Annotated in this window: 24 protein-coding genes; 19 read left to right on the top strand and 5 right to left on the bottom strand. The window is 62.8% G+C overall.

Translation table 11 applies throughout. The features are described from left to right. Positions 1-20: 20 nt before the first annotated feature. Positions 21-1,019: a bile acid:sodium symporter family protein gene (locus tag GLR48_RS19105; RefSeq protein WP_237063984.1), complete on the top strand. Its 999-nt coding sequence runs from the start codon at positions 21-23 to the stop codon at positions 1,017-1,019. 152 nt (positions 1,020-1,171) lie between these two features. On the opposite strand, the gene GLR48_RS19100 is transcribed toward GLR48_RS19105, so the two are convergent. Together GLR48_RS19100 and GLR48_RS19095 are read right to left on the bottom strand one after the other, a co-directional pair. Continuing rightward, a complete protein-coding gene (locus tag GLR48_RS19100) occupies positions 1,172-2,206 on the bottom strand; it encodes an alpha/beta fold hydrolase (protein ID WP_237063982.1) in 1,035 nt (344 codons plus the stop codon). Between the two features lie 103 nt (positions 2,207-2,309). Next, positions 2,310-3,119, bottom strand: a complete 810-nt coding sequence (locus GLR48_RS19095; protein ID WP_237063980.1) for an IclR family transcriptional regulator — start codon at positions 3,117-3,119, stop codon at positions 2,310-2,312. A 134-nt stretch (positions 3,120-3,253) separates the two neighbouring features. On the opposite strand from GLR48_RS19095, the gene GLR48_RS19090 reads away from it, so the two are divergent. The 7 genes from GLR48_RS19090 to GLR48_RS19060 all read left to right on the top strand — a co-directional run bounded on the left by GLR48_RS19090 (position 3,254) and on the right by GLR48_RS19060 (position 12,393). Next, positions 3,254-4,846, top strand: coding sequence for a M81 family metallopeptidase (locus GLR48_RS19090; protein ID WP_237063979.1), 1,593 nt, complete (start codon positions 3,254-3,256; stop codon positions 4,844-4,846). Further along, positions 4,840-6,450 carry an ABC transporter substrate-binding protein gene (locus GLR48_RS19085; protein ID WP_237063977.1) on the top strand — a complete coding sequence of 537 codons (1,611 nt, stop codon included), beginning with the start codon at positions 4,840-4,842 and terminating at the stop codon, positions 6,448-6,450. The genes GLR48_RS19090 and GLR48_RS19085 overlap by 7 nt, the downstream gene beginning before the upstream one ends. 61 nt (positions 6,451-6,511) lie before the next feature. After that, complete coding sequence (locus GLR48_RS19080) at positions 6,512-7,453, top strand: ABC transporter permease (protein ID WP_237063975.1); 942 nt, start codon at positions 6,512-6,514, stop codon at positions 7,451-7,453. A 1-nt stretch (position 7,454) separates the two neighbouring features. After that, complete coding sequence (locus GLR48_RS19075; protein WP_237063974.1) at positions 7,455-8,342, top strand: ABC transporter permease; 888 nt, start codon at positions 7,455-7,457, stop codon at positions 8,340-8,342. A 2-nt stretch (positions 8,343-8,344) separates the two neighbouring features. Beyond that, positions 8,345-10,024 carry an ABC transporter ATP-binding protein gene (locus tag GLR48_RS19070; RefSeq protein ID WP_237063973.1) on the top strand — a complete coding sequence of 560 codons (1,680 nt, stop codon included), beginning with the start codon at positions 8,345-8,347 and terminating at the stop codon, positions 10,022-10,024. Continuing rightward, a complete protein-coding gene (locus GLR48_RS19065) occupies positions 10,021-11,187 on the top strand; it encodes a M20 aminoacylase family protein (protein WP_237063972.1) in 1,167 nt (388 codons plus the stop codon). The genes GLR48_RS19070 and GLR48_RS19065 overlap by 4 nt, the downstream gene beginning before the upstream one ends. Positions 11,188-11,253: 66 nt before the next feature. Next, positions 11,254-12,393 (top strand): M20/M25/M40 family metallo-hydrolase, encoded by a 1,140-nt coding sequence (locus tag GLR48_RS19060; RefSeq protein ID WP_237063971.1) that lies wholly within the window; start codon positions 11,254-11,256, stop codon positions 12,391-12,393. A 161-nt stretch (positions 12,394-12,554) separates the two neighbouring features. Here the strand turns inward: GLR48_RS19060 and GLR48_RS19055 are convergent, their stop codons facing one another. From GLR48_RS19055 to GLR48_RS19045, 3 genes are all read right to left on the bottom strand, one after another. Next, a complete protein-coding gene (locus GLR48_RS19055) occupies positions 12,555-13,658 on the bottom strand; it encodes an NADH:flavin oxidoreductase/NADH oxidase (RefSeq protein WP_237063969.1) in 1,104 nt (367 codons plus the stop codon). 123 nt (positions 13,659-13,781) lie between these two features. Next, complete coding sequence (locus GLR48_RS19050) at positions 13,782-14,678, bottom strand: NAD-dependent epimerase/dehydratase family protein (protein ID WP_237063967.1); 897 nt, start codon at positions 14,676-14,678, stop codon at positions 13,782-13,784. Beyond that, on the bottom strand, positions 14,675-15,322 hold the full coding sequence (locus tag GLR48_RS19045; protein WP_237063941.1) for an isochorismatase family cysteine hydrolase: 648 nt from the start codon (positions 15,320-15,322) through the stop codon (positions 14,675-14,677). The genes GLR48_RS19050 and GLR48_RS19045 overlap by 4 nt, the downstream gene beginning before the upstream one ends. A 185-nt stretch (positions 15,323-15,507) precedes the next feature. On the opposite strand from GLR48_RS19045, the gene GLR48_RS19040 reads away from it, so the two are divergent. The 11 genes from GLR48_RS19040 (at position 15,508) to GLR48_RS18990 (ending at position 26,119) form a co-directional block, all read left to right on the top strand. Beyond that, entirely contained in the window at positions 15,508-16,308 is an 801-nt protein-coding gene (locus GLR48_RS19040) for an ABC transporter ATP-binding protein (protein ID WP_237063939.1), read from the top strand. Then, positions 16,295-17,020, top strand: coding sequence for an ABC transporter ATP-binding protein (locus tag GLR48_RS19035; protein ID WP_336886650.1), 726 nt, complete (start codon positions 16,295-16,297; stop codon positions 17,018-17,020). The genes GLR48_RS19040 and GLR48_RS19035 overlap by 14 nt, the downstream gene beginning before the upstream one ends. Next, positions 17,020-17,916 carry a branched-chain amino acid ABC transporter permease gene (locus tag GLR48_RS19030; RefSeq protein WP_237063936.1) on the top strand — a complete coding sequence of 299 codons (897 nt, stop codon included), beginning with the start codon at positions 17,020-17,022 and terminating at the stop codon, positions 17,914-17,916. Before GLR48_RS19035 ends, GLR48_RS19030 begins: the two co-directional genes overlap by 1 nt. Further along, positions 17,913-18,941, top strand: coding sequence for a branched-chain amino acid ABC transporter permease (locus GLR48_RS19025; RefSeq protein WP_237063935.1), 1,029 nt, complete (start codon positions 17,913-17,915; stop codon positions 18,939-18,941). Before GLR48_RS19030 ends, GLR48_RS19025 begins: the two co-directional genes overlap by 4 nt. Positions 18,942-18,956: 15 nt before the next feature. Next, a complete protein-coding gene (locus GLR48_RS19020; protein ID WP_237063934.1) occupies positions 18,957-20,123 on the top strand; it encodes an ABC transporter substrate-binding protein in 1,167 nt (388 codons plus the stop codon). Between the two features lie 86 nt (positions 20,124-20,209). Then, positions 20,210-21,001: an N-formylglutamate amidohydrolase gene (locus tag GLR48_RS19015; protein WP_237063933.1), complete on the top strand. Its 792-nt coding sequence runs from the start codon at positions 20,210-20,212 to the stop codon at positions 20,999-21,001. Further along, positions 20,998-21,888 carry a MurR/RpiR family transcriptional regulator gene (locus GLR48_RS19010; RefSeq protein ID WP_237063932.1) on the top strand — a complete coding sequence of 297 codons (891 nt, stop codon included), beginning with the start codon at positions 20,998-21,000 and terminating at the stop codon, positions 21,886-21,888. The genes GLR48_RS19015 and GLR48_RS19010 overlap by 4 nt, the downstream gene beginning before the upstream one ends. A gap of 30 nt (positions 21,889-21,918) precedes the next feature. After that, on the top strand, positions 21,919-23,235 hold the full coding sequence (locus GLR48_RS19005) for a glutamine synthetase family protein (RefSeq protein ID WP_237063931.1): 1,317 nt from the start codon (positions 21,919-21,921) through the stop codon (positions 23,233-23,235). 46 nt (positions 23,236-23,281) lie between these two features. Continuing rightward, a complete protein-coding gene (locus GLR48_RS19000) occupies positions 23,282-24,022 on the top strand; it encodes an SDR family NAD(P)-dependent oxidoreductase (RefSeq protein ID WP_237063929.1) in 741 nt (246 codons plus the stop codon). A gap of 48 nt (positions 24,023-24,070) precedes the next feature. Continuing rightward, a complete protein-coding gene (locus GLR48_RS18995) occupies positions 24,071-25,441 on the top strand; it encodes an amidase (protein ID WP_237063927.1) in 1,371 nt (456 codons plus the stop codon). Between the two features lie 48 nt (positions 25,442-25,489). After that, positions 25,490-26,119, top strand: coding sequence for a cysteine hydrolase family protein (locus GLR48_RS18990; protein ID WP_237063925.1), 630 nt, complete (start codon positions 25,490-25,492; stop codon positions 26,117-26,119). Positions 26,120-26,174 lie beyond the last annotated feature (55 nt).

The raw sequence follows: 26,174 nt of genomic DNA, 5'->3' as shown, positions 1-26,174 counted from the left end.
CCAAACTGCCGGATGGACATATGACCTACCTCAGACGCCTTGGCATCGACACCTACATGCTTCTGCTGATTGCCACGGTGGTCATCGGCCTGGTCCTGCCGGTGCAGGGTGTGGCAGCCGACGTGTTGAAGCAGATCACATTCTGGGCCGTGGCGCTGCTGTTCTTTCTTTACGGGGCCAAGCTTGACGCGGCGTCCATCCGGTCTGGGATGCTGAACTGGCGACTGCAGGGGCTGACCTTCGCTGCGACCTACCTGCTGTTCCCCTTGCTTGGACTGGCCTTCGCCTTCATGTTTGGCGGTGTGTTAGGGCCGGACCTGACGTTTGGCCTGATCTTTCTGGCGGTGCTGCCGTCCACCATCCAGTCGTCGATCGCCTTTACCGGCATGGCGGGGGGCAACGTGCCGGCGGCGATCTGTGCCGCGTCCTTTTCCAACCTGATCGGCGTGGTCCTGACACCCGCGCTGGTGGCCGTGTTCCTGCATCAGGGCGGCGGGGCGATCAGTGGTGCCGCAGTGGTGAAAATCGCATTGCAGATCCTGCTGCCCTTCGTCATCGGCCAGATCTCGCGCCCCATCGTCGGTGATCTGGTCAAGCGGCACAAGGCGGCGACGTTGCTGGTCGACCGTGGCGCGATTTTGCTGATCGTCTATTCGGCGTTCAGCGCGGGGACCGTCTCGGGCCTGTGGTACGCCATTCCGGGGACCAGCCTGATCCTGCTTTACGGTGTGGTGGTGCTGTTTCTTGCTTTGGCGATGGGGATCATGACCTTTACCGGCCGCGCCCTGGGATTGCCGGACGAGGATCGCGCCGTCCTGTTCTTTTGCGGATCGACCAAGAGCCTGGCCAGTGGTCTGCCGATCGCCACGGCCCTGGTGCCCGCCGCGACGCTGGGGGCGACTGTGCTGCCGCTGATGCTTTACCATCTGACGCAGCTTTTTGTCTGCGCACTCGTGGCGCAGCGCAAATCGCAGGCACTGGCAGACGCCCGCGATGAATCAGTCTTGCCGGCATCCTGACCTTGCGTCTTTGCTGATTTGGCTTTGTCAGCGGCCGTCGGCGACCGCTGACTTGCGACATGACGTAAACTGCCCTTCATTGTCGTGCCCGTGCCCGTGCCCGTGCCCGTGGCCGTGCCCGTGCCCGTGCGCAAAGCCAAGGCGGTTCATGCCTAATCAGCTGAGGGGCTGCTATTCAGCAGGTCGGCGACGGCGGTTCGCAAGACGGCCTCGTCCTCAGGATTGAGGCTCGGATTGCCGGCACGATGCCCCCAGATCGATTCAAGCGGACGGAACGCGGCGTTTGGCATCATTGCCGTTTCCAAGGCGCTGTCTTCTGGCGTGAAATAAAGGTCGGTCCGCGACGGCATGATGACCGAACGGGCCGTGATCGCGTTCAGCGCCCGTTCAAGGTTGCCGTCAAATATCGCGTTGTCAGAGATGTCCGAGGTCATCCAGGTGTCCAGGCTGGCCAGCAGATCGTGGGCATCGCGGCGCAGGAAATTCGCCTCCCAAGAGCGGACGAGGAAATCCTCGAGCGAGCCGTAACCCACCCGTTCATAGAGCCGTTCGCGGTAGAAAGCCTGCGACATGGCCCAGCCGGCATAAACCCGCCCCATCGCGCGCAGACCGCGCACAGGATGATCCGCGAAATGATCGCCGCGCCAGGACGGATCGCCGGTCAGCGTCGCGCGGACGCCTTGCAGAAAGACCTGATTGTGGATCGAGGTGCGCGCCGATCCACAGACTGCGCAGATGCGTTCGACCTGATCGGGAAAAATCGCGCCCCAGTGCAGCGCCTGCTGCGCCCCCATCGACCAGCCGTAGATCATCGCCAGTCGCGTGACGCCGAACACCTCTTCCAGCAGGCGGCGCTGGGCGTGAACATTGTCCCAATGAGTGAATGTGGGATACCGGTCCTTACCGAAGGGGGCGTCGATGGTGGAGGGCGATGTGGACAGGCCGTTGCCGAACATGTTGGGGATGACGATGAACCAGTCGTCGGGATCCAGCACGCGGCCCGGCCCGATCAGCCATTCGGTATCGACGTGCTGCGCCCCGTAGGATGTCGGGTAAAGAATGACGTTGGACTTGTCCTGCGCCAGACGGCCATAGGTCTTGTAGGCAAGCTGCGCCCGCGGCAGGGTGATTCCCCGTTGCAGGCGTAGGTCCGTGATCTCGAAGATGTCGTAATCCACAGTTGTCATAGGGCCTCGCAGGGTAAAGGGGGCTGAAATGAATCGCACGTCTCGCCTCAGGTTGAGGCTGCCCACACGGAAAGCAAGGGACAATCCTGCCGCGCGACCCCGATCACAGTCCGCCCATGATCGCCCGGGCCGCCTCCATCGCCATGGGAGAGGCTTTGCCGACGAAATCCTGCGGCGTCCATTCCGCCAGCGATCCGGCCACATGGATCGCGGCCAGCGGCCGGCCGTCCCGTCCGGTGATTGCCACGCCGACGGCGACCTCGCCCTGTACGAATTCATCGACGACGACAGCAAAGCCGTCGGTGCGGGCGACCCTGACCTGCGCCATCACGCTGTCCGGATCGGTCAATGTCATTGCGGTGTATCGGTGCAGTGGCGTGTGGAGGATGATCTCTTGCGCCTCTGCGTCCGGCAGTTTTGCCAGAACCGCCCGCCCGCCGGCGGTGCAGAAGGTGGGCACACTGTGCCCGACGAGGGTTGCGTAAAAGGTCTCGCGCTTGCTTTGCATCCGCAGCGCATAGATCAGCCGCGTTTCATCGTAGAGGCTGAAGTCCACACGCTCTCTGATGTTCTTGCGCAATTCCAGCAGCACCGGCGTCGCCTTCTGCACCACCGGATCCAGCCGCAGGATGTCAAGCGTGTGATCCAGCAACCTGAGGCCGGGCAAATACCCGCGATCGTCGGCGCTGCGCCGGATGTACCCCAATGTCATGAGAGTATGCACCAGCCGCTGCGCCGCGGACCGGTCGATCGCGGCCCTGGTTGCAATCTCTGACAGGCTGAGCGGGCCACTGGCATGGTGGAACGCGCTGAGGACATGCATGGCACGCGCTGCCGATCTGACGAACAGACGGTCGTCGTCTGCCTGAAAATTGATCGGTTTCGATGGATCTGCGCGTAGAATTCCGGTCATCCGATCCTCCGGGTTGACGATGGGTCAATCACATCTCTAGCATCATACAACACTACGAGTGTATCGTCAGGCAATACTTGCGATACGGGACGTAGCGTCGAAACGGGTCGCCAGAAACGCGCAAAAGGACCGCCATGAGAGTTGCAGTTGCGGGTTTCCTTCATGAAACCAACACCTTTGCCCCGAACCTCGCGGATATGGCTGCCTTCCGGAACGGGGGTGGCTATGTCCCGATGACACGCGGGGCGGCGATGATTCCCGCCTTTGCCGGCGTGAACCTTGGCATGTCGGGTGCCTTGTCAGTGGCTGCGGCACGCGGGTGGGACGTAAAGCCCATCCTTTGGGCAGGGGCGATTCCGTCCGCGCGTGTGACACGCGAGGCGTTCGAGATGATCGCGGCAGAGATCGTGGCGGGCATTGCCGCCGCCGGGCCGCTGGACGGCGTGTTTCTCGATCTGCACGGGGCGATGGTCGTGGAGCACGTGGACGACGGTGAAGGCGAGATCGCGCGGCGTGTCCGTGCCGTGGTCGGGCCCGACGTGCCGATTGCTGCGGCTCTCGATCTGCACGGCAACATTTCGGACGATTTCGTTCAAACGGTCGATGTCCTCGTCGGGTTCCGAACCTATCCCCACGTCGACATGGCCGATACAGGGGCCGCTGCGGCGCGGTTGCTGGACACCCTGATGCAGACAGGACAGCGGCCGTTCAAGGCCTGCCGGCGGATGTCTTACCTTGTCCCGATTCCGTTCCAGTCCACGGATATGGCCCCAGCCGACGGCCTTTACGCCATGCTGCCACAGGTCGAGGCGGCGGGGGCGATGACGGCCTCGCTGTTCATGGGGTTTCCGGCGGCGGATATCCCGGACTGCGGGCCGGTCGCGATCGCGTTTGCGCCGACACAGGCCGCGGCAGACCTTGCCGCAGACACCATCGCCGCGGCCTATGAGGCAGCAGAGACGGCGTTCGACAGCGTGACCTACACGGCGACAGAGGCCGTAGCCAAGGCGGTAGAGATGACGCGAGGCACAGGACGCGGCCCGGTCGTGATCGCCGACACGCAGGACAATCCCGGTGCCGGTGGTGTGTCGGCCACGACGGGAACGCTGCGGGCCCTCATCGCTGCGGATGCGCAGGATGCGGCCATCGGCCTGATCGTGGATCCCGCCACTGCGGCACAAGCCCATAACGCAGGGCAGGGCGCCGTCGCCCGATTCTCCATCGGTGGGCATCCGGGCGTGCCGGGGGATCATCCGGTGCAGGTCGAGGCCACGGTCGAACACCTGTCGGACGGCGCCCTGCACGCGACGGGCCCCTATTACGGCGGCACGCATCTGAACCTCGGGCTGTCTGCCTGTCTGCGGATCGGCGGGGTGCGGGTCGTCGTAACGACGGGCATCGCACAGATGGCGGATCGCGAGATGCTCCGCTTTGTCGGTATCGTGCCAGAGGATCAGGCGATCCTCGTCGTCAAGAGTTCCACCCATTTCCGGGCCGATTTCGCGCCCATCGCGCGGGAGATCCTGATCGCCCGCGCGCCCGGCCCGATGCCCTTCGACCCTGCGGACCTGCCGTTCACGCGGCTGCGCGACGGTCTGCGGCTGTCACCGGGCGGTCCCGCCTTTGCCACCCCGCGCGCCGCTGCGGCGCGTCCCTATCCCGGCGACACGCGCGCCGCGGTCCAACACCAAAGCACCGACAACCAACATGGGAAACAGACATGCTGACATTGCGACACACGCTGAAAACCACCCGCGGCCTTGCCGCTGCCCTTTTGACCGGAACGGCCCTGATGACACCTGCAGCCCTGCTGGCGCAGGACGGTGAAACCACCATCACAGCGGTCATGCACTCTGGCCTGCGCGTGCTGGACCCGGTCATCACGACCGCCCACATCACCCGCGACCATGGCTACATGATCTATGACGTGCTGACGGCGGTGGACGACACCTTTACCCCGCAGCCGCAGATGGCCAGCTGGGCGATTTCGGACGACGGGCTGACCTATACCTTCACCCTGCGCGATGGCCTGATGTTCCACGACGGCGCGCCGGTGACCGGGGCCGATGTCGTCGCCTCGCTGGAGCGGTGGGGCAAGCGCGATTCCGGTGGTCAGCTGATCATGGACGTGACGACAAGCATCGCAGCGCCCGACGACAAGACCATCGTCTGGACCTTGTCCAAGCCCTTTGGCCCGCTGCTGGACGTGATTTCCAAGCAATCCGCCGTCCCGCCCTTCATCATGCCAGCCCGGATCGCGGCGACATCCCCGGACGAGACGATCACTGAATATGTGGGCTCCGGTCCGTTCGTGTTCAACGAGGCGGAGTATGAGCCCGGCGTATCCGTGACTTACGACAAGTTCGCGGACTACGTGCCCCGCGACGAGCCCGCGTCATGGATGGCGGGCGGCAAGGTCGTGAACGTCGACAAGGTGGTCTGGACCACGATGCCGGATGCGCTGACCGCCTTGAACGCCCTGTCTGCGGGAGAGATCGACTATCTGGAACAAGTCCAGATCGACCTGATGCCAATTCTTGAAGGCAATCCCGACGTCACCGTCGAGAAGCGCGACAACCTTGGATACGTCACGATCGGACGCCCCAATTTCCTGTTCCCTCCGTTCGACAACAAGCTGGTACGGCAGGCCGCCATGGCGGCGCTGGATCAGGAATCCATGCTGGCGACGATGCAGGGCGATCCAGAGTACTACAACGTCTGCGGTGCGATCTTCGGCTGTTCCACGCCGCTGGGCGATCCAGCAGGGTCCGACATGCTGACCGGCGGCGCCGATCCCGAAAAGGCCAAGGCCCTGCTGGAAGAGGCCGGATACGATGGCACGCCCGTCGTTCTGATGGCGCCCACGGACGTCATCAGCCTGAACAACCAGCCTGTCGTGGCGGCACAGGCCCTGCGCGAGGCGGGGTTCGAGGTCGATCTACAGGCGATGGACTGGCAGTCGGTCGTGCAGCGCCGCGCGATGCAAAGCCCGGTTGCGGATGGCGGCTGGAACCTGTTCTTCACCAACTGGATGGTCCCCGAAATCTCGGACCCCTTGGTCAACGTGATGCTGAACGGACGCGGTGACGACGCGTGGTTCGGCTGGCCCGACGACCCCGAGATCGAGGCGATGCGCACCGAATATGTCGCAGCCAGCGACGACGCGACCAAGAAAGAGATCGCGGTCCGCATTCAAGCACACGTCATGGACAACGTGAATTACCTGATGATGGGCGAATACGTGATCCCGCAGGCGCGCCGGAACACAATCAAAAACATGATCCCGTCGCCGGTGCCGGTGTTCTGGAACATGACCAAAGCCGCAGAGTGATCTGCACCGGAGGATGCGCCGCGCGGCGCATCCTTCATCCGACCCCCAAGGAGCTGCGGCCATGTTCGTCTATATCCTGAAGCGCGTGCTGGCCACGATCCCGGTGATGGTGATCGTCGCCATCTTCGTGTTCCTGCTGTTGCGTCTGACCCCCGGCGACCCTGCCGCGATCTTGGCGGGCGATGCCGCGACCCCTGCACAGCTGGAAAGGATCCGCGACAGTCTGGGCCTGAACGATCCGCTGCTGACGCAGTTCGTGACGTGGATGGGGCAGTTGGCCCGCGGAAATCTCGGCACCTCTTTGCTTTCGAATACACCCGTGGCGGGCATGATCGCCGACCGGCTGGGGCCGACCATGAATATCGCGCTGATGACGATCGTGATCTCGGTCGCGCTGGCTGTCCCGATGGGGGTGATTGCCGCGTGGCGTCACCGGACGTGGGTCGATTTTCTGGTGATGTCGTTCTCGGTCCTCGGGTTTTCCGTGCCGGTCTTCGTCATCGGCTACATCCTGATCCAGATCTTCGCCATCGACCTGAAATGGGTGCCGGTGCAAGGCTACAAGTCACCGTCCGAAGGGTTTGGCGCCTTCTTCAGCCGCGCCATCCTGCCCTCGCTGACCCTGGCCACGATCTATATCGCGCTCATCGCCCGCATGACGCGCGCCTCCATGCTGGAGGTGCTGGGCGAGGATTACATCCGCACGGCGCGGGCCAAGGGTGTGCGCGAGAATGTCGTGCTGTTCCGCCATGCCCTGCGCAATGCGGCGGTGCCGATCCTGACGATCATCGGGACAGGGTTCGCGCTGCTGATCTCCGGCGTCGTTGTCACGGAAAGCGTGTTCAACATCCCCGGCATCGGACGACTGACCGTCGATGCGATCTTGGCCCGCGACTATCCCGTGATCCAGGCGATGATCCTGCTGACGGCGGGCATCTACGTGGCGGTCAACCTGCTGATCGACATCTCCTATTCATTCTTCGACCCAAGGATCCGGTACTGACATGACAGAGATCCCCACCTCGCGGCACAGCGCGTTTCAGGTGCTGACCGGCTGGTTTTCGTTGCCCGCGGGTGCGCGCATCGGCATCGGCCCGACCATTGCGGCCGTGATCCTCGTGATCATCGTGCTGGCCTCGATCCTGGCGCCGCTTTACGTGCCCTACGATCCGCTGGCCATGAACGCGATGGCGCGGTTGAAACCGCCGTCGGACGAATTTCTGCTGGGCACCGACCCCTACGGGCGCGACACCTTCAGCCGCGTGATGACCGGCGGCCGTGTGTCGCTGCTGATCGGCGTGGGGGCTGCCGTGGTCAGTGTGGCAATCGGCCTGATGATCGGGCTTGTGGCGGGCTACTTCCGCCTTGCGGATGCGATCATCATGCGGATCATGGACAGCCTGATGGCGATCCCGGCGATCCTGCTGGCCATCGCGCTGGTAGCGCTGAACGGCCCCAGCCTGATGTCGGTCATCATCGCGATCACGGTGCCAGAGGTGCCGCGCGTCGTGCGCCTTGTCCGGTCCGTCGTGCTGTCGGCACGAGAGGAGCCCTATGTCGAAGCTGCCATCGCGCTGGGCTCGTCGATGCCCAAGATCCTGATCCAGCACCTGATGCCCAACACCTTTGCGCCGCTCATCGTGCAGGGCACCTACATCTGCGCCTCTGCCATCCTGATCGAGGCGATCCTGTCGTTCCTTGGGGCCGGTGTATCGACCGAGATTCCGACCTGGGGCAACATCATGGCCGAGGGGCGCAGTTACTTTCAGATCAAGCCGGGCCTGATCTTCTGGCCGGGGTTGCTGCTGTCGCTTTGCATCCTTGCGATCAACCTGCTGGGTGACACGGCCCGCGACCTGCTGGATCCGCGCATGAAAAAGCGGGAGGGGTAAGCATGGAGTTCAAGTCACGGGATTTTACCGACGCCAAGACGGTCCTGACGATCAAGGGCCTGACTGTGGGTCTGACCGGCCGGTCGGACGCGGCCCTTGTGCTGGATGGCATCGACCTGACGATCCGGGCGGGCGAAACGCATTGCCTGGTCGGCGAAAGCGGATCGGGCAAATCGGTCACCTCGCTGGCCGCGATGGGACTGCTGCCCAAGGATGCGCTGGAGATCACCGGCGGCAGCATCGATCTGGAGGGGTTCGAGATCACTACGGCTCGCCCCGCGCAAATGCGCGAACTGCGAGCCCGGCGGATCGCCATGATCTTTCAGGAACCGATGACGGCACTGAACCCGGTCCTGCGCGTCGGCGAACAGATCGAGGAGGTGCTGAACATGCACACCTCGCTGTCGCGCAGCGAGGCGAAGGCGCGCACCGTCGCCATGATGGAACAGGTCCATCTGCCGGACGTGGAACGGATCTATGCCGCCTTTCCGCACCAGCTGTCCGGCGGCCAGCGCCAGCGGATCATGATCGCGATGGCGCTGATCCTCGACCCCGATCTGCTGATCGCCGACGAACCCACGACGGCGCTGGATGTGACAACGCAGTTGCAGATCCTCAAGCTGATTGCCGAAATGCAGGAACGGCACGGCACCGCCGTGCTGTTCATCACCCACGACATGGGCGTCGTGGCCGAAATCGCGGATACCGTCAGCGTCATGCAAAAGGGCCGCATCGTCGAACGCGCCCCGATCCGCGCGCTGCTGACCGCACCGCAGGACCCCTACACCCGCAAACTGCTTGCTGCCGTGCCGAACCTTGCGCCGCGCGCCGCACGCGCGGCGGCCACGGCTAAGGATGTGATCACGGTCGAGAACCTCGACATGACCTATGGCGGCAGCGGATTTTTCAGCACGTCCGAAGGGGTGCGCGCCGCAAGGGACGTGAATTTCACGATTGCTCCCGGCCGGACGCTGGGCATCGTGGGTGAAAGCGGGTCCGGCAAATCCACCGTGGCCCGCTGCATCATGCGCCTGATCGACCCGACGGCGGGCAGCGTCACCGTTGCGGGGGCTGAAATCGCGCATCTGTCGCGTCGCCAGTTGCAGCCGCACCGCAAGCATTTCCAGATCGTGTTTCAGGACCCTTACCGGTCACTGAACCCACGCTGGACCGTCGCGCGCAGCCTGTGCGAGGGGCCGGTCAATTTCGGCACGTCCAAGTCCGACGCGATGGATCATGCGGCAGAGTTGATGGATCTGGTCGATCTGCCGCGCGATGCGCTCGACCGCTATCCGCACCAGTTTTCCGGCGGGCAGCGGCAACGCATCGCCATCGCCCGCGCCGTCGCGATGAAACCCGACCTGCTGGTCGCCGACGAGGCGGTCTCTGCCCTCGACGTCAGCGTGCAGGCGCAGGTGCTGGACCTGCTGGACGACGTGCAGGCCCGGTTCGGCATCGCGATGCTGTTCATCACCCACGACCTGCGCGTCGCGGCGCAGATCTGCGACGATGTGCTGGTCATGCAAAAGGGCGTCGTGGTCGAGCACGGGCCCGCGGGCGAGGTGCTGGCCAACCCCCGCCACGACTACACCCGCAACCTGATCGAGGCGGCGCCGGGCCGCCTTTGGGATTTCGCCAACTTCCGCGCCATGAGCGCTGTCACCACAGGAGCCACCCCATGAGTATCATCCCCAAGATCGACGCCTTCGCGCCCGATCTGACCGCGATCCGTCAGGACCTGCATGCCCACCCCGAACTGGGGTTCGAGGAAACCCGCACCGCTGCCATCGTGGCCGAAAAACTGCGGGCCTACGGCGTGGACGAAGTGCACGAGGGCATCGGTGGCACCGGTGTCGTCGGCCTGATCAAGGGGCAGGGCGGGGGCAACCGGCGTGTGGGCCTGCGCGCCGACATGGACGCCCTGCCGATAGAGGAGGCCTCTGGCGTTGCCTTCACCTCGCAGAACCCCGGGCGGATGCATGCCTGCGGCCACGACGGTCATACGACGATGCTGCTGGGCGCCGCCCGTTATCTGGCCGAGACCCGCGATTTCGACGGGACCGTCGTGCTGATCTTTCAACCGGCCGAGGAAGGTCTGGGCGGCGCGCGGCGCATGATCGCGGAGGGGCTGTTCGACAAATTTCCCTGCGACGAGATCTACGGGATGCACAACGACCCCAATTCTGCACCCGGCTTTGTATCCGTCACGCCGGGGCCTGCGATGGCGGGGGCGAGTTTCTTTGACATCACGATCAAGGGCACCGGCAGCCATGCCGCCATGCCGCACCAGTCGCGCGATCCCATCGTGATTGGCACGGCGCTGGTCCAGCAGTTGCAAAGCGTCGTCAGCCGCAACACGCCGCCGACGAAGCCGATCGTGCTGTCGGTGACAAAGTTCAACGCAGGATCGGCCTATAACGTGGTGCCGGGGTCTGCGACCATCGCCGGCACGATCCGCTATTTCCACGACGACGTCATCGCGATGGCAGAGGCGCGCATCCGCGAGCTGTGCGCCGGCATGGCGCTGGGCTACGGGGTCGATATCGACGTCGAGTTGCGTAACGTCTTTGACGTGCTGATGAACGATGCCGACCTGACGACGGCCTATGTCGCGGCGGCGGCGGATATCGTCGGCGCTGACCTGTCGCAGGAATCGACCGAACAGGCCACCGGGTCCGAAGATTTTGCCGACATGCTGAAGGTCGTGCCCGGCGCCTACTGCCGCGTCGGCCACGCGGGCAATGTGCCGCTGCACAATCCCGGCTTCGTGCTGGACGATGCGATCCTGCCCGTTGGTGCCTCGATCTACGCCCGCATCGTGGAGACACGCCTGCCCAAGGCCTGAATTCTGTCCTTCCTTTCCCAAACCACCCCCGGTGTGCGCCGCGCCACCGGGGCAGGAGCCTGCACCATGACCGACCCGCTGACCCTGCCATTCGACACCGACGAGATGATCGCCGGTCTGAAGCCCTGGATCGAGACCGAGAGCCCGACGTTCGATGCTGCGGCCGTGAACCGCATGATGGACCTCGTGCAGCACGACCTGGCTGCTCTTGGTGCCCGGGTTGAAAGGATTCCCGGTCGCATGGGGTACGGCGACAGCGTCCGCGCGACCATGCCGCACCCGAAGGCAGGGCAGGGGGGCATCCTGCTGCTGGGACATATGGACACGGTCCACCCGGTTGGCACCCTGCAAAAACTGCCGTTCAAACGCGACGGCGCGATCTGTTACGGTCCCGGCCTGATGGACATGAAGGGCGGCAATTACGTCTTTCTCGACGCCCTCCGCAAGCTGCTGGCAGCAGGAGTCGAGACACCGCTGCCCGTCACCGTCCTGTTCACCCCGGACGAAGAGGTCGGCACGCCGTCCACGCGCGCGCTGATCGAGGCGGAGGCGAAGCGTCACCAGTTCATCCTGGTTCCCGAACCCGCCTGCCCGGACGGCGGGGCCGTGATCGGGCGCTATGCCATCGCGCGGTTCAACCTGCAGACCCGCGGCAAGCCCAGCCACGCCGGCTGGGCGCTGGGCGAGGGACGATCCGCCATCGCGGCCATGGCGAAATCCGTCGCCGTGATCGAGGGGATGACAACGCCTGACTGCACCTTCTCGCTGGGCGTGATTCACGCCGGGCAGTGGGTCAACTGCGTCTCGTCATTCTGTGACGCCGAGGTGCTGTCGATGGCCAAGACGCAGGCACTGCTGGACGCAGGCGTGGCCCGGATGATGGCCCTGGACGACGACAGCGGCGAGGTCGTGATGGAGGTGCGTCGCGGTGTGACCCGCCCCGTCTGGGAGCCCGACCAGCCCGGCACGATGGCGATGCTGAAAGTGGCGCAGGATATCGCGCAGGACATCGGGTTCGAGATGTCGGGCACCTCTGCCGGGGGCGGATCGGACGGGAATTTCACCGGCTTCCTCGGCCTGCCCACGCTCGATTCCATCGGCGTGCGCGGCAAGGGATTGCATACTCTGACCGAGCATATCGAGGTCGACAGCCTGGTGGAGCGCGCCAAGCTTGCTGCGGCGCTCTACTGCCGACTGGGGGCCTGACCAGCGCCATGTTCCGTTCGATGCAGATCCGCAGGGATGCTGTCGGGACCGGACACGGCGTGGTCGCGTCTCAGCACCGACAAGCGTCTCTGACCTCGGGATCCTTGTCCGCCCCCGCTACGGCGTCATCCATTCCATAAACCTGTTGGAACGCGAACCCATCACCCTTTGAAGAGATTGCGATGTTGCGCAGGCTGGCACCGCAGATACTGGTTTGCGGCCTCCACTTGCCCACCAAGGGCGGCGGCTGCATGCCACGGCCAGCGCGGATCATAAAGAATGGTCCGGGCCAGTGCGATCATGTCGGCGTCACCATTGGCGATGATGGCCTCGGCATGGGTGGGTTCGGTGATCAGCCCCACAGCCACAACCGGGATGCCGACGGCAGCCTTGACGGCACGCGCAAGCGGCACTTGATACCCCGGTCCAACGGGAATTTTCTGGTCCGGATGCAGACCGGCGGACGAGACATGGATCGCATCGACACAACGTGCCTCAGCCATGCGGGAAAATGCGACGGCCTCTTCCAAGGTGAAGCCGCCGTCAACCCAGTCGGTCGCCGAAATCCGCAGCGTGACAGGGCGGTCTGCTGTAAACGCCGCGCGGACCGCATCAAACACCTCCAGCGGAAAGCGTGCCCGGTTTTCCAGCGACCCGCCGTATTGATCATCGCGGTGGTTCGACAGTGGTGACAGAAATTGATGTAGCAAATAGCCATGAGCGACGTGAATCTGAACGGCGTCAAAACCCAGCCGGCCCGCGCGCGTCGCCGCCGCCGCGAATGCATCGCGCATCTGGACCAGACCCGCAGGATCCAGTGCGGTCGGCGTCGATGAACGATCGTCGTAAGGCACGGCCGATGGGGCCTGCGTCTGCCAGCCATTGACATGATTCACGGGCAGGGGCGTGCCGCCCTGCCAGGGCACATCACAGGACGCTTTGCGCCCCGCATGGCTCAGCTGGATCGCAACCGGCATCTGGCTGTAATGTCGGATATGATCAAGAACACGGGCCATCGCGGCCTCGGTTGCATCGTCGTACAGACCGACGTCGCCATAGGTGATCCGCCCTTCCGGCGATACCGCCGACGCCTCGATCGTCAAAAGTCCGGCACCTGATTGCGCAAGATTTCCCAGGTGCATCAGATGCCAGTCGTTCATGCAGCCATCCTTGGCCGAATACTGACACATGGGGGCAACGACGATGCGATTGGCAAGTTCCAGGTGACGCAGCTTGAGCGGCGTGAAAAGGGCGGGCTGCGACATGGGATCTCCGATCTTTGAATGGGCTGGAGCCCGTCTACACTGCGCCGTGCGCTTATCAAAGCGCGACGGCGTCGATCTTTCCAACCTGAGAGACTCGACCGCCATCTCACAGTCCGACGGCACTCAACTGTCTTTCACGAGAAACTCAAGGTAGCTTTCAAGACCGACGCCGAGTTCTGTGTTTACAGAAAAACCGAGATCCCGCTTTGCACGTCCGATGTCGATCGCAGTCGGACCTGTGGCGGTCTTTTGCGGGGCTGATAGGGCCAGTCGGACGTCGGGCCGAAGGTCGGTGATGATGCTGGCAAGGTGTTTGACGGGCACGCCGGGTCCGGTTGCGATATTGTAAAGCCAATCTCTTGGTGCGGCAGCGCAGCCAGCACAGATCAGCCCGTCGACGGCGTCCTGAATATAAAGATAATGGGTGAAATCGTCCGGTGCCGCACTGAAGACGGCGGGTTGCCCGGTGAGGGCGGCGCGCAGGATATTCTCCAGCTCTGTCGGGGTTCGACGTCCGGGGCCGTAAATCCACGACAGGCGCAAGGCAATGGCGTCGGTGCCATGTTCGCGCACATAGCCCAGAACAGCATTCTCGGCCGCAAGCTTGCTGGCCGCATAGACAGAATTTGGCGCCGGCCGCGTCCTTTCATCGACCGGCGCGGCGAGGTCGCCGTAGACATTCGTGGTCGAACAGACCACGACCCGCCCCGCGTCATGAAGGCGTGCCGCCTCCAGCACATGGGCCGTGCCGAGCGCGTTGATCTGCCAGATTGCCAGAGGCTGATCGGCAAGCACCATCGGCCCGGACACTGCGCCACAGTGAAAGACGGTCCCGAACGTCTGGCCTCGAAAGAGTGCCTCGACCTGCGCAAAGTCTGTGATGTCGCACGGTGCGTCGCCAGCTTCGATATCTGACGCAATGACCTGATGGCCGGTTCCCCGCAGGCGGGCCATCAGTGCCGCGCCCAGAAAGCCATTTGCACCGGTCACAAGCACAGGGCCAAGCTGGCGCGGGGTCATCGGTTTGCCTTGAGTTCAGCAACAAGCGCTTCGGTGCTGATCTGCCGGCAATAGCCCTTTATGGCCTTCACCGATGCCTCTTGCCGTTCTGCTGTGTATGTGGCGCTTGCGTCAGGAACGAGTGTGACAAGATACCCCAGATCGCAGGCATCTCGCACGGCCGACTCGACACATTGGTCTGTTACCACTCCGCAAAGGATCACCTGCTTTATCCCCAGACTGCGCAATAAATAATCAATGTTGGTCGATATGAAGACATTGGATGAGTTTTTCCGAAGGATGATTTCGTCGTCTCCGGGTGCGATCGCCGCGCACACCTGGGCATCCCAAGACCCTTTTTCGACGTTGATCCCCGAAATCTTGTAGTCGAGGCTGCGGTCTCTTCCATTGGCGGTCAGGTTCTCGATCACGGCGTAGATGACTTCCAAACCGGCGCCGCGGGCCGCCTGCTGCAAACGTTGCATGTTCGGCAGTGCGACGCTCTCAAGTCTTTCAAAGTAATAGTCATATTTCGACTTTTCGGCGGGACCCAGTCCTTTGAATTCGCTGCCATCGGGGTGGGCCGCGTAGTTCTGGACATCGATGAAAACGAGTGCTGCATGTCGGGGTGCGATGGTGATGTCACGGGTCAGAGCGTCAGGCATGTTGCGTTTCTGTTCCTGCTCAAAGGTCGGTGCGGATGATCTTATGTCGGGCTGTAACAAACTCAATATACATTTGACGGACCGTAACATTTGTTCTCTTGTTACAGAAGTTACGACAAGACCAATTCCCTATCAAACATTACAATGGGGCTGTGTTGTTGTCGTTGCTGGAAAACGGGGGCGGGATGGACGCGTCGACAGAACCACTTTTGACCGTCGGGGGGCTGACCAAGACCTTTGGTGGCGTCCGCGCACTTGATGGTTTCGGTTTCTCGATCAACGAAGGGGAACTGGTGGGGCTGATTGGTCCGAACGGGTCAGGTAAGACGACGGCGTTCAACCTTTTGACGGGCGTGCTGAAACCGACATCCGGCAACATCCGCTTTCGGGGCAAGGACGTCGCGGGCAAGTCGCCTGCGCACAACGCGCATCTGGGCATGGCGCGGACATTCCAGAATATCCGGCTGTTTCGCGATCTCCCGGTCCTCGATAATGTAATGGTCGGTCTGCACATGCGCCATGGCGCGGGCTTTCTGTCGACAATCCTTCGGTCGTCCGCCGCCCGGTCATCGGAGGTCGACATCCGCGGCCGTGCATTGAAAATGCTGGAGGTCCTCGGCCTGCGGCGGCGCGCACATGAAATGGTCAGCAACGTGTCGTATGGCGAGCAGCGCAAGGTGGAATTTGCCCGCGCTTTGGTCAGCGAGCCTGCGTTGCTGCTGCTGGACGAACCGACGGCCGGCATGAACCCGCAAGAAACCATCGATCTGGGGCAAACGATCCGCCGCCTGCATGGCGAATTGGGCATAACGACCCTGCTGGTCGAACATGACATGAAGATGGTCATGGGGATCTGCGACCGCATCGTGGTCCTTCATCAGGGCAGGCTGCTGGCCGAAGGCACCCCTGCCGAAGTCCAGCGCGATCCGCGCGTAATCGAAGCATATTTGGGTCGCCGCAGAAAGGATGCCCATGCTGCGGATTGAGGACGTCCATGTCCGCCGTGGCGGCACGCACGCGTTGCGCGGGATCAGCATGACCGTCAACGCGGGAGAGATCGTGGCATTAATTGGCGCGAACGGTGCAGGCAAGACGACAACGCTGGCGACAATTTCGGGGCTGCTTCGGCCTGAATCGGGCACCCTGAGCTATGCGCCTCGTGCGGACGCTGCGCCCATCGACATCGGGCGGATGCGCGCCGAACAGATCGTGCAGGCCGGGATATCCCATTGCCCGGAAGGGCGGCAGGTGTTTGCAGCCCTTTCTGTGACCGAAAACCTGCGGATCGGGGCCTATCTGCGCCAGGACCGGGCGGCCATCGATGCTGATATCGCCGACCTTCAGACCCAGTTTCCGATCCTGCGCACCCGCGCCAACGTGCCCGGGGACCGGTTGTCAGGGGGCGAGCAGATGATGCTGGTCATCGGGCGTGCGCTGATCAGCCGCCCCAAGCTGCTGCTGCTGGACGAGCCGTCGCTGGGTCTGGCGCCGCAACTGGTCGAACAGATCTTCGACATCCTGGAACGGCTGCGGCGGGAGGGCATGACGATCCTTCTGGTGGAACAGAACGCCGCCATGGCGCTGGATATCGCCGACCGCGCCTATGTGCTGGAGGCGGGACAGATTGTGCTGGAAGGCACCGGCCGCGATCTAGCCGGGAACGCGGACGTGCAGCGCGCTTATCTGGGGGCTGCGTGATGGGATCGGCTTATATCCTCTCTCAGATCGTGAACGGCGTGATCCTGGGCAGCATGTATGCGCTGATCGCAATCGGTTTCACGATGATCTACGGCATCGTGCGCCTGATCAATTTCGCCCATGGCGATATCTTCACGATGGGCGCATTCACGACGCTGGCGAGTCTGGCGTTGATCGGGCTGCCGTTTCCGGTGGCACTGGTCGTTGTTGTCCTGACCGGGGCCTTGTTCGGTGTGGTGATCGAACGGATCGCATTCCGGCCGATGCGCGGTGCGCCGCAGGTCACCGGCTTTATCGCGTCGCTGGCGGTGGCGATCATTCTGGAAAACCTTCTGGTAATGACGATTTCGGCCCAGCCGCGCGTCTTTCTGGTGCCGGAATATCTGAACCGGCTGGTAGCGACCGGGGTCATCACGATCCGGGTGATCGACCTTGCGATCGTTGCGCTCGCCATCGTCTTGATGATCGCTCTCGTCTTTTTCGTGCAGTTCACGAAGGTGGGCATCGCGATGCGTGCCACGGCGGAAAACTATGACGTGGCGCGCCTGATGGGGATCAACATCGACCGGATGATCATGCTGGCCTTTGCCATTGGCAGCGGTCTTGCGGCCGTCAGCGGTTTGATGTGGGGCAGTAAATACGGGCAGATCAGCCCGTTCATGGGGCTTTTGCCCGGGTTGAAGGCCTTCGTGGCCGCCGTGATCGGTGGGGTCGGGTCCATACCGGGTGCGGTTGTCGGTGGCTACGTTCTGGGCCTGTCAGAGGTCCTGTTCGTGGGCCTGCTGCCGCCAGAATATTCGGGATACCGCAACGCCTTTGTGTTCGGGGCGCTCATCGTGGTTTTGCTGGTCATGCCCAACGGCCTGCTGGGCCGCAACACCGAAACGCGCGCATGACCGGCGGGACCAAAATCGGGGTGGCGGTGCTGACGCTGGTGGTGGCATCGGCGCTGATCTATGGCGCGATCCATGCCTTCGATCCCTACACCGTGTCGATTATCGGCTTTGTCGGCGTGAATATCATTCTGGCCGTCAGCCTGAACATCACAAATGGCTATATCGGTCTGTTCTCGCTGGGTCATCCTGCGTTCATGACCATCGGTGGCTACCTGTCTGCGATCCTCGTCATGGCGCCAGAGCGCAAGGCCGTGATGCTCAAATCGCTGCCCGATTTGCTCGTGACACAGCATTGGCCGTTCCTGCCTGCCCTTCTGGCGGGTGGGTTGCTGTCGGCGGCCACTGCGGTTATCGTTGGCTTTCCGGTGTTGCGGCTGCGTGGCCACTATCTGGCGGTCGCGACGCTGGGGCTGATTTTCATCGTGCAAAGCTTTGCGGTGAACCTTTCGGGGATTACGCGGGGCGCCCTTGGATTGAGCGGTCTGTCCGCGCTGACCAATTTGTGGTGGGTTTATCTGTTCGTGGCCCTGACCATCTATGTCTGCTGGCAGCTCAAGCATTCGTCGCTGGGACGCACCATGCTGGCGATCCGCGAAAACGAACTGGCGGCGTCTTGCCTCGGGATCAACGTGGCACGCACGCGGGTTCTGGCCTTTGCGCTGGGGGCGTTCTTTGCGGGGATCGGCGGCGGGCTTTGGGTGCATCTGGTGACGCTGATCAGTCCCAATTCATTCACCTTCCTGATGGCGTTCCAGCTGGTCGTGATGGTCGTTTTGGGGGGCACCGGCAGCATCACCGGTGCGGCCATTGTGGCCGTGATCCTGACGATCTCGACCGAGTTTTTGCGACCATTCGAAGAAGTGGCGGGCCTGTTTGGTGCAAGCCAGATGATCGTGGCCGTCGTCGTCCTGCTGGTTCTGATCTTTCGCCCCACCGGCCTGTTCGGCACGGCAGAGCCTGACCTGTTTGCCTGGACCCGAAAGTTTACGAGGCGCCCAGACCCGAGCCATGGGTCACAACCCTGAAACAAGGAGATTCCGATGTCTTTCAACTGGAAGTCTAAAGTTGCGGCGTTTGCTGCAAGCATGGCCATCGCTGTGGCATCGCCCGCAGTCGCCCAAGAGCCGATCAATATCGCAGCCCTGTATAACGTCAGCAGTGGCGGCCTTGCGTCGCTTGACGGGCCATCGCTGAACGGGGTCAAGCTGAAGGCGAAGATGATCAACGATGCGGGCGGATTGCTGGACGGCCGCATGATCGAACTGACGGCCATCGACACCAAGGACGACACCCGTGAAGCGGCGACCGCCGCACAGCGCGCCGTCGCCATCCCCGGTCTGACTGCCGGGATCGGTCACAGCGACACCACCTTCGCGCTGGCCTCTGCGGCGCTGTTCCAGACCGCCGGTATCCCCTTCGTCACCTCCGGTGCCACCTCTCCGGACTTGCCTGCGATGGTCGGCGACGAGATGTTTCTGGTCCCCTTCGGCGACGACGTGCAGGCCCATGCGATGGCCGAATATGCCTATGAAACGCTGGGCCTGCGCAACGTCGCTGTCTGGACGGACAACGCGATGGACTACACGACCGGCCTGTCGAAATACTTTGTAGAGCGGTTCACCGCACTGGGGGGCACGGTCGCGGTTGAAGATGTTTACATGACCGCCGATCAGGACTTCTCGGCACTCGTCGCACGTCTGCAGGCGACGACGGGCGTCGATGGCGTGTTCGCATCCTCTGGGCCGGATACGGCAGGGATCATCGTGAAGCAGATCCGAGAGGCCGGGATTTCCTTGCCGATCATGGCCGGGGATGGCTTTGACACCGATCTTTTGACGTCCGTTCCCGGACCGATGCTGTCGACCAACGTGTACTTCACGACCCACGCCTATGTCGGACTTGAAACCGGACCGGCAGAGACCTTCCGCAAAGCCTATGAGGCGGAATATGGGATGCCCCCTGAAAATGCATTCGCGGCCCTTGGCTATGACGCGATGGGGCTGATCGCGGATGCCATCACGCGGGCCGGATCGTCCGATCCGAAAGCCGTGACAGAGGCACTGGCCGCCACCGCTGGCTATGCCGATGCCGTCACGGGCACGATTGCCTATGTCGCCGGCAGCCGTGTGCCCAGCAAACCTGTCGCGATCATGCATGTGGTTGATGGCGTCGTGTCGCTTGATACGACTGTCACACCGCAAAGCTGACCGACCCCATACAAAATGACGCAACCCGATCAGACGACGCTACCACCGATCGGGTTGCGCCGGGTCCCGTTGAAGGAAGCCCCGACGTGAACACCAAGACGACGCTTTTGAGCATGACCGACCCGCAGGCGTTCGGTGTCGAAAACCCAGACGGTGCCAGCCCCATCCTGTTCGTGTCGGACCACGCCGGACGGGCGATTCCGCAGCATCTGGGCACGCTCGGATTGGGCGAAGACGAACTGTCGCGACATATTGGCTATGACATCGGGATCTATGGTGTGACACGCGAATTGGCCCGCACGCTCGATGCGACCTATATCTTTCAGCCCTATTCGCGGCTTGTCATCGATTGCAATCGCAAGCCACGAAAGCCGCAGTCGGTCCCTGAAATCAGTGACGGAACCGTTGTACCGGGCAATGTCGGCCTGACGGTGGACCAGATCGGCGCACGCGAGCACGAAATCCTGCGGCCCTATCAGGACCGTATCAAAGCGGAACTGGAGCATCGGCGGGCCGCAGATCGACCGTTCGTGCTGTTCGCGATGCACAGTTGCACCGATCGCCCTCGCAGCGATCCGCGCCCCCGGCCTTGGGACATCAGCGTCATCGCAAACAGTGACTGGCGGATCGGGAACGCGCTGGTTGACGTGCTGAAATCCGACACGACGCTCTGTGTCGGCATCAACGAACCTTACGTCGTGAACATGGAAATGGATTACACCATTCCCGTCCATGCCGAGGCCAATCAGATTCCCTACGTCGAGATCGAGATCCGGCAGGACCTGATCGGCGATGACAGCGGGCAGCGGCAGTGGGCCCGTTTGCTGGCTGACCTGTTTCCCAAAGCGGTCGATCTGTCCGGGGTTCTGACGTCATGACCGCCCCCGACAAGAACGCCAGTGCAACTGATCGTCCGGCCCTGTCGCTGCAGGACAGGGTCAGACGAGAGCTGGGATTGTTCACGGAGGCCGAACGCCGGGTGGCACAGGCGCTTTTGGGCGAATATCCGATGGCCGGACTTGAAACGGTTGCCCGCTTTGCGCGTCGCGCAAACACCAGCGGACCGACAATATTGCGGTTCACCAGCCGGCTTGGCTTTGAAAACTATGCCGATTTTCAGGAAGCCTTGCGCGCCGAAATTCAGGTCAGGCTTCAGGGGCCATTGTCGCGCTATGCGGTCAGGGGCGTCGAAGACGGGCCCGTCGCCCCGCGCGATGGCATCGCACAGGCCATGGTTCAGAATATCGACATGGCAGAGCGGGATCTGCGTCAGCACCTGCCATGGATCGTGGCGCGGTTGTCCGACCTCGACCGCAAGGTGTTTTGTATCGGCGGCCGGTTCAGCTGGATGGTCGCCTCCTACCTTCATCATTACCTGCGGGAATTGCGGCCTGGTGTGCGGTTGATCCGCGACAGCAGCGCGGCCTGGGCGGATTATCTGCTGGACGTCGGGCCGGGCGACACCGTCGTGGTCTTCGATTTCAGGCGCTACCAGCGCGACGTGCTGGACTTTGCAAAAGGCGCGGCCGGTCAGAAGGCGTCGATCATCCTTGTCACGGATATCTGGTATTCTCCAATCGCCGCTTTCGCCGATATCGTCGTGCCCTGTCCCGTCAGCATCCCCAGCGCCTTTGACAGCGGTGTCACCGGTCTGGCCATGGCGGAAATCATCACGGCGGGCGTCGTGGACGCCCTTGGGGCGCGATCAAAGGACCGGATCGCCACACTCGAAAACCTGCGCAAACCATTCAACCTCGGGTCCTGATCCATGACCCAACCGCACCAGAGGCCAGACATGCAACAAGATCCACTGACGATGTTCTGCTACACCGACCTTGCGGGCCAGGTGCGCGGCAAGGGCTTTCCATCGTCGCAACTTGAAAAGCGTCTCACAGGGGGCATCGGCTGGACACCGAACAACCTGATGTTCACGGCGCTGGGGACGATTGCGCCGGGGGCCTGGGGATCGCACGGCGACGTGATGCTGATGCCCGACCCTGCCACCGGGGTCGCGGTCGATTACGGCGATGGCACACCCGCCGAACGGTTCTATCTGTGCGACGTACAGAACACGGACGGGACGGTGTGGGACTGTTGCCCGCGCACGCTGTTGCGGGACGCTGTGGCAGATCTGTTGGCGCAGACCGGCATCGTCCTGAAAGTCACATTCGAACACGAGTTCATTTACAGCGGTGCCAATGCGCGCGCGGCGGACAACTACGCATTGGACGCCATCCGCCGCCACGGCGTTTTCGGCGAAACCTACCTTGGCGCGCTGCGCACCGCCGGGGTCGAAGTCGACAGCTACCTCGCGGAATTTGCACCCGGCCAATTCGAGGTGACGGTGCCCCCGTCGGAGGCCCTGGTCGCCTGCGACACTGCCATGACCGTGCGCGAAATGGCGCGGGCCACGGCTTTTCGGCTGGGCCACAGTGTCAGCTTTTCGCCGCGGGTGCAGCCCGATGGTCTGGGGAGCGGTGTGCACATCCATTTCAGTCTGTGGGATACGGACGGCACACCCCTCAGCCATGATCCGGACCGCCCGTTCGGGATCAGCGAAAGGGCAGGGCAATTTCTGTCCGGAATTGTGCGGCACATGCCGGCGCTATGCGCCTTCACTGCGCCGTCACCGGTATCCTATCTGCGGCTGGTGTCGCACTCTTGGACCGGGGTGTGGTCGAATGTCGGGTTTCGCGACCGAGAGGCGGGGCTGCGGATCTGTCCGACCTTCGGGGCGTCACCCGAGGCCGTGGCGCGACAGTTCAACTTTGAATTCCGTGCAGCCGATGCCACGGCGAACCCCTATCTGCAGCTGGCCGTCATCATTCGTGCCGGCCTTTCCGGGATCAACGACGCGCTGCCGCCGCCGCAGCCGACGATGGACGAAGATCCCGAAACCATGTCGTCAGACGCGCGTGCAGCACGCCAGATCGTCAGGCTGCCATCCTCCGTGGACGCGGCCTTTGCGGCGCTGAAGGATGATCCGGTCGTGCAGGGTTTCCTGCCGCAGCGCCTGCTGGACGCCTACATTGCCAACAAGCAGGCCGAGTTCGAGATCAGCCGCGCGTGGGCGCCCGACGAGCTCTGCAGACGTTACGCCGAAATCTACTGAAAATGAACATGCGCCTCTGATGAAAGCGGTCCACGGGAGACACAAGATGGGACAATTGGACGGTCGTATCGCGATCGTGACAGGGGCCGCAACCGGACTTGGTCGTGGCATCGCGATGCTCTACGCGGCCGAAGGGGCCGATGTCGCGGTCCTTGACCGCAATGGACCGGGTGCTGCGGCTGTGGCCGCGGCCATTCGCGCGACGGGACGCCAAAGCGTGTCGTTTCAGGTCGACGTCGGGAACGAAACAGAGGTCCAGACCGCGATAGCGGCCGTTATCGACGACCTTGGTGCGCCTGCGATCCTTGTCAACAATGCGGGCATCGGCACGGTGTCCTTGGTGGAAAACATGCCCACGGCCATGTGGGACGAGATGATCCGCATCAACTTGACCAGCGTCTTCTATTGCACCCGCGCGGTGCTGCCCCACATGCGCGCGCAACGCTATGGCCGGATCATCAACATCAGCTCTCAACTGGCCCACAAGGGAGGCGAGGGCATGGGACACTACGCCGCTGCCAAAGCTGGTATTCTGGGCCTGACCCGTTCGCTGGCCTACGAGGTCACGCGCGACAACATTGCAGTCAACGCGATCTGTCCGGGACCACTTTTGACCGACATGAAACTGCCGGCGGAATGGGCCGCGAAAAAGCAGGGCGAACTGCTGACCGGGCGACAAGGTCATGTGGACGAAATCACACCGACAGCGCTCTTGCTCGCGACAGAGGCCGCCGCGTTTTACGTCGGTGCCACGTTCAACCCCAATGGCGGGGACATCATGGTATGATGGCGCCAAGCGAGAGCTGCACGTTGGCAATGCCGTCATGATTGGCAAATGTATATGACGGCCAACGTCCTTCATTACAGTCTGCGCACGATCGCTGCGCAGTTGGCCGACGGAGCGCTGCGGGCACCGGATTTGATCGACGCGGCCTTGGCGCAGCATGATCCTGCGTTGAACGCCTATGTGTCATGGGCGCCAGATATGGCCCGGCTGCAGGCCACGGCGGCCGACGCCGCCTTTTCCGCGGGCACCTACCTGGGCGGGCTTCAAGGCATCCCGATATCCTTCAAAGACCTCTACGGTGTTGCGGGGCTGCCGACATTTGCGGGCAGCCCCTGCGCACTGCCCGAAGTCTGGACTGCCGAAGGTCCACTTGTCGCCGCTGTGCGCCGGCAACTGGGGGTCATTGTCGGCAAGACCCATACGGTTGAATTCGCCTTTGGCGGATTGGGAACCAGCAAGCATCACCCGGTGCCATGGAACCCCCGAGCCCGACAGACCCACCGCGCCCCCGGCGGATCGAGCAGCGGCGCGGGCGTCTGTGTTGTGGAAGGTACGGCGCTTGTTGCCTTCGGGACCGATACCGGCGGTTCGGTGCGTATCCCTGCCAGTATGACCGGTACGGTTGGCTTGAAGACGACGTTGGGAAAATGGTCGGTTCAGGGCATCGTGCCCCTCAGCCCCAGTTTCGATACCCCCGGAATCCTGACGCGCACCGCTGACGACGCGGCCTTCGCCTTTGAACACCTCGGGGGCGACAAGGTGCCGGATCTGGCTGAAGGAACGTCGCTGCGGATCGGGGTCGCAGAGCGGTTTTTCTGGGACGGCACCGATCCCGGCATCGCCGAGCGCGTCACGGAGGCGATGCGGCTGTTGGAGGCTGCCGGTGCGACATTGACAGAGCAGACCTTGCCCGGTTGTGGCGAAGTTTATGAGATCTATCATCAGGGCGGCATCGTATCGGCCGAACTTTACGCCTTTCTTCGCGGTCATTTGCCGGACTGGCTTGACACACTTGATCCGCGCGTCCGGCAGCGGATGGATGACGGGCGCGACCTGCCGGCTTGGACGTACCTGCATCGCAAATCCCGCTATGCGGCTTTGGCCGCCGAGGCGGCCGCCGTTCTGCAGGGCTATGATGCGATCATCAGTCCGACCGTACCGATCACCCCGCCGCCCGTCGCCATGCTGGCCGACGCGGACACATATGCACGGCTTAACCTGGCCAACCTCCGCAATACCTGCGTCGTCAGTTTTCTGGGTCTCTGCGCCGTGACCATTCCCGCCGGGTTCGATGCTGCGGGTCTGCCGGTCGGACTTCAGCTGATCGGGGCACCCGGCCGCGAAGCGCGATTGCTAGCGATCGCCCGGACGATCGAAAACCTGCTGGCAAAGGCCGATATCTGGAGGGCCCACGCCTGAAAGGTCCGAAAAACCCCCAAAATCCATCCCTTTTCAAAGAGGTCACGCATGCCCACCGCCACCGACGCCACCCTCAGCCGGATCCGGCCATTTGATCCCAAGCGGACTTGCCTGCTGTTGATCGACACGCAGAACTACGTCTGGAATCCGCGGGTAGCGGAAAGCATTCCGTATTTCGACACCGAAATTCGCAAGACGGTGCTGCCGAACCTGCAGCGGCTTCTGACCAGCTTTCGCGCGGCAGGGGCAGAAGTGATGTACACCGTGATGGAAAATATGACCGAGGACGGGCGTGATCGCAGTCTGGATTACAAGCTGTCGCAGTTCTTCATCGCAAAGGGATCGTGGGACGCCAAGGTGCTGGATCAACTTGCGCCGGGAAAGGACGACATCGTACTGCCCAAGACGTCGTCCGGTGTCTTCAATTCGACGAATATCGAATACCTGCTCCGCAACATCGGGATCGATACGCTCGTCGTCACGGGCTTTCTGACCGATCAATGCGTCGATCATACGGTGCGGGATGCGGCCGACCGCGGCTTCTATCCTGTCTGCGTCGCGGACGCCTGTGCCACCCATACCGAAATGCGCCATCAGAATGCTTTGTCGGCGTTTGCGGGGTACTGCCGGACGATGTCGACCGACAGCTTGATCGACGCGATCGAAGCCGGCGCATGACGACAGTTACTGGCAGCCTCGCGTGGTTTCGATCTGCCACGGGCGGTGGCCGCAA

Source organism: Loktanella sp. M215, from assembly GCF_021735925.1.
Taxonomy (GTDB): domain Bacteria; phylum Pseudomonadota; class Alphaproteobacteria; order Rhodobacterales; family Rhodobacteraceae; genus Loktanella.
Note: the sequence above shows the minus strand (reverse complement) of the source record. Positions and strands in the feature narration are given on the sequence as shown.

Coding starts and splice junctions, on each gene's coding strand:
- GLR48_RS19105 (WP_237063984.1), top strand. CDS start 21: ATGACCTACCTCAGACGCCTTGGCATCGACACCTACATGCTTCTGCTG.
- GLR48_RS19100 (WP_237063982.1), bottom strand. CDS start 2,206: ATGACAACTGTGGATTACGACATCTTCGAGATCACGGACCTACGCCTG.
- GLR48_RS19095 (WP_237063980.1), bottom strand. CDS start 3,119: ATGACCGGAATTCTACGCGCAGATCCATCGAAACCGATCAATTTTCAG.
- GLR48_RS19090 (WP_237063979.1), top strand. CDS start 3,254: ATGAGAGTTGCAGTTGCGGGTTTCCTTCATGAAACCAACACCTTTGCC.
- GLR48_RS19085 (WP_237063977.1), top strand. CDS start 4,840: ATGCTGACATTGCGACACACGCTGAAAACCACCCGCGGCCTTGCCGCT.
- GLR48_RS19080 (WP_237063975.1), top strand. CDS start 6,512: ATGTTCGTCTATATCCTGAAGCGCGTGCTGGCCACGATCCCGGTGATG.
- GLR48_RS19075 (WP_237063974.1), top strand. CDS start 7,455: ATGACAGAGATCCCCACCTCGCGGCACAGCGCGTTTCAGGTGCTGACC.
- GLR48_RS19070 (WP_237063973.1), top strand. CDS start 8,345: ATGGAGTTCAAGTCACGGGATTTTACCGACGCCAAGACGGTCCTGACG.
- GLR48_RS19065 (WP_237063972.1), top strand. CDS start 10,021: ATGAGTATCATCCCCAAGATCGACGCCTTCGCGCCCGATCTGACCGCG.
- GLR48_RS19060 (WP_237063971.1), top strand. CDS start 11,254: ATGACCGACCCGCTGACCCTGCCATTCGACACCGACGAGATGATCGCC.
- GLR48_RS19055 (WP_237063969.1), bottom strand. CDS start 13,658: ATGTCGCAGCCCGCCCTTTTCACGCCGCTCAAGCTGCGTCACCTGGAA.
- GLR48_RS19050 (WP_237063967.1), bottom strand. CDS start 14,678: ATGACCCCGCGCCAGCTTGGCCCTGTGCTTGTGACCGGTGCAAATGGC.
- GLR48_RS19045 (WP_237063941.1), bottom strand. CDS start 15,322: ATGCCTGACGCTCTGACCCGTGACATCACCATCGCACCCCGACATGCA.
- GLR48_RS19040 (WP_237063939.1), top strand. CDS start 15,508: ATGGACGCGTCGACAGAACCACTTTTGACCGTCGGGGGGCTGACCAAG.
- GLR48_RS19035 (WP_336886650.1), top strand. CDS start 16,295: ATGCTGCGGATTGAGGACGTCCATGTCCGCCGTGGCGGCACGCACGCG.
- GLR48_RS19030 (WP_237063936.1), top strand. CDS start 17,020: ATGGGATCGGCTTATATCCTCTCTCAGATCGTGAACGGCGTGATCCTG.
- GLR48_RS19025 (WP_237063935.1), top strand. CDS start 17,913: ATGACCGGCGGGACCAAAATCGGGGTGGCGGTGCTGACGCTGGTGGTG.
- GLR48_RS19020 (WP_237063934.1), top strand. CDS start 18,957: ATGTCTTTCAACTGGAAGTCTAAAGTTGCGGCGTTTGCTGCAAGCATG.
- GLR48_RS19010 (WP_237063932.1), top strand. CDS start 20,998: ATGACCGCCCCCGACAAGAACGCCAGTGCAACTGATCGTCCGGCCCTG.
- GLR48_RS19005 (WP_237063931.1), top strand. CDS start 21,919: ATGCAACAAGATCCACTGACGATGTTCTGCTACACCGACCTTGCGGGC.
- GLR48_RS19000 (WP_237063929.1), top strand. CDS start 23,282: ATGGGACAATTGGACGGTCGTATCGCGATCGTGACAGGGGCCGCAACC.
- GLR48_RS18995 (WP_237063927.1), top strand. CDS start 24,071: ATGTATATGACGGCCAACGTCCTTCATTACAGTCTGCGCACGATCGCT.
- GLR48_RS18990 (WP_237063925.1), top strand. CDS start 25,490: ATGCCCACCGCCACCGACGCCACCCTCAGCCGGATCCGGCCATTTGAT.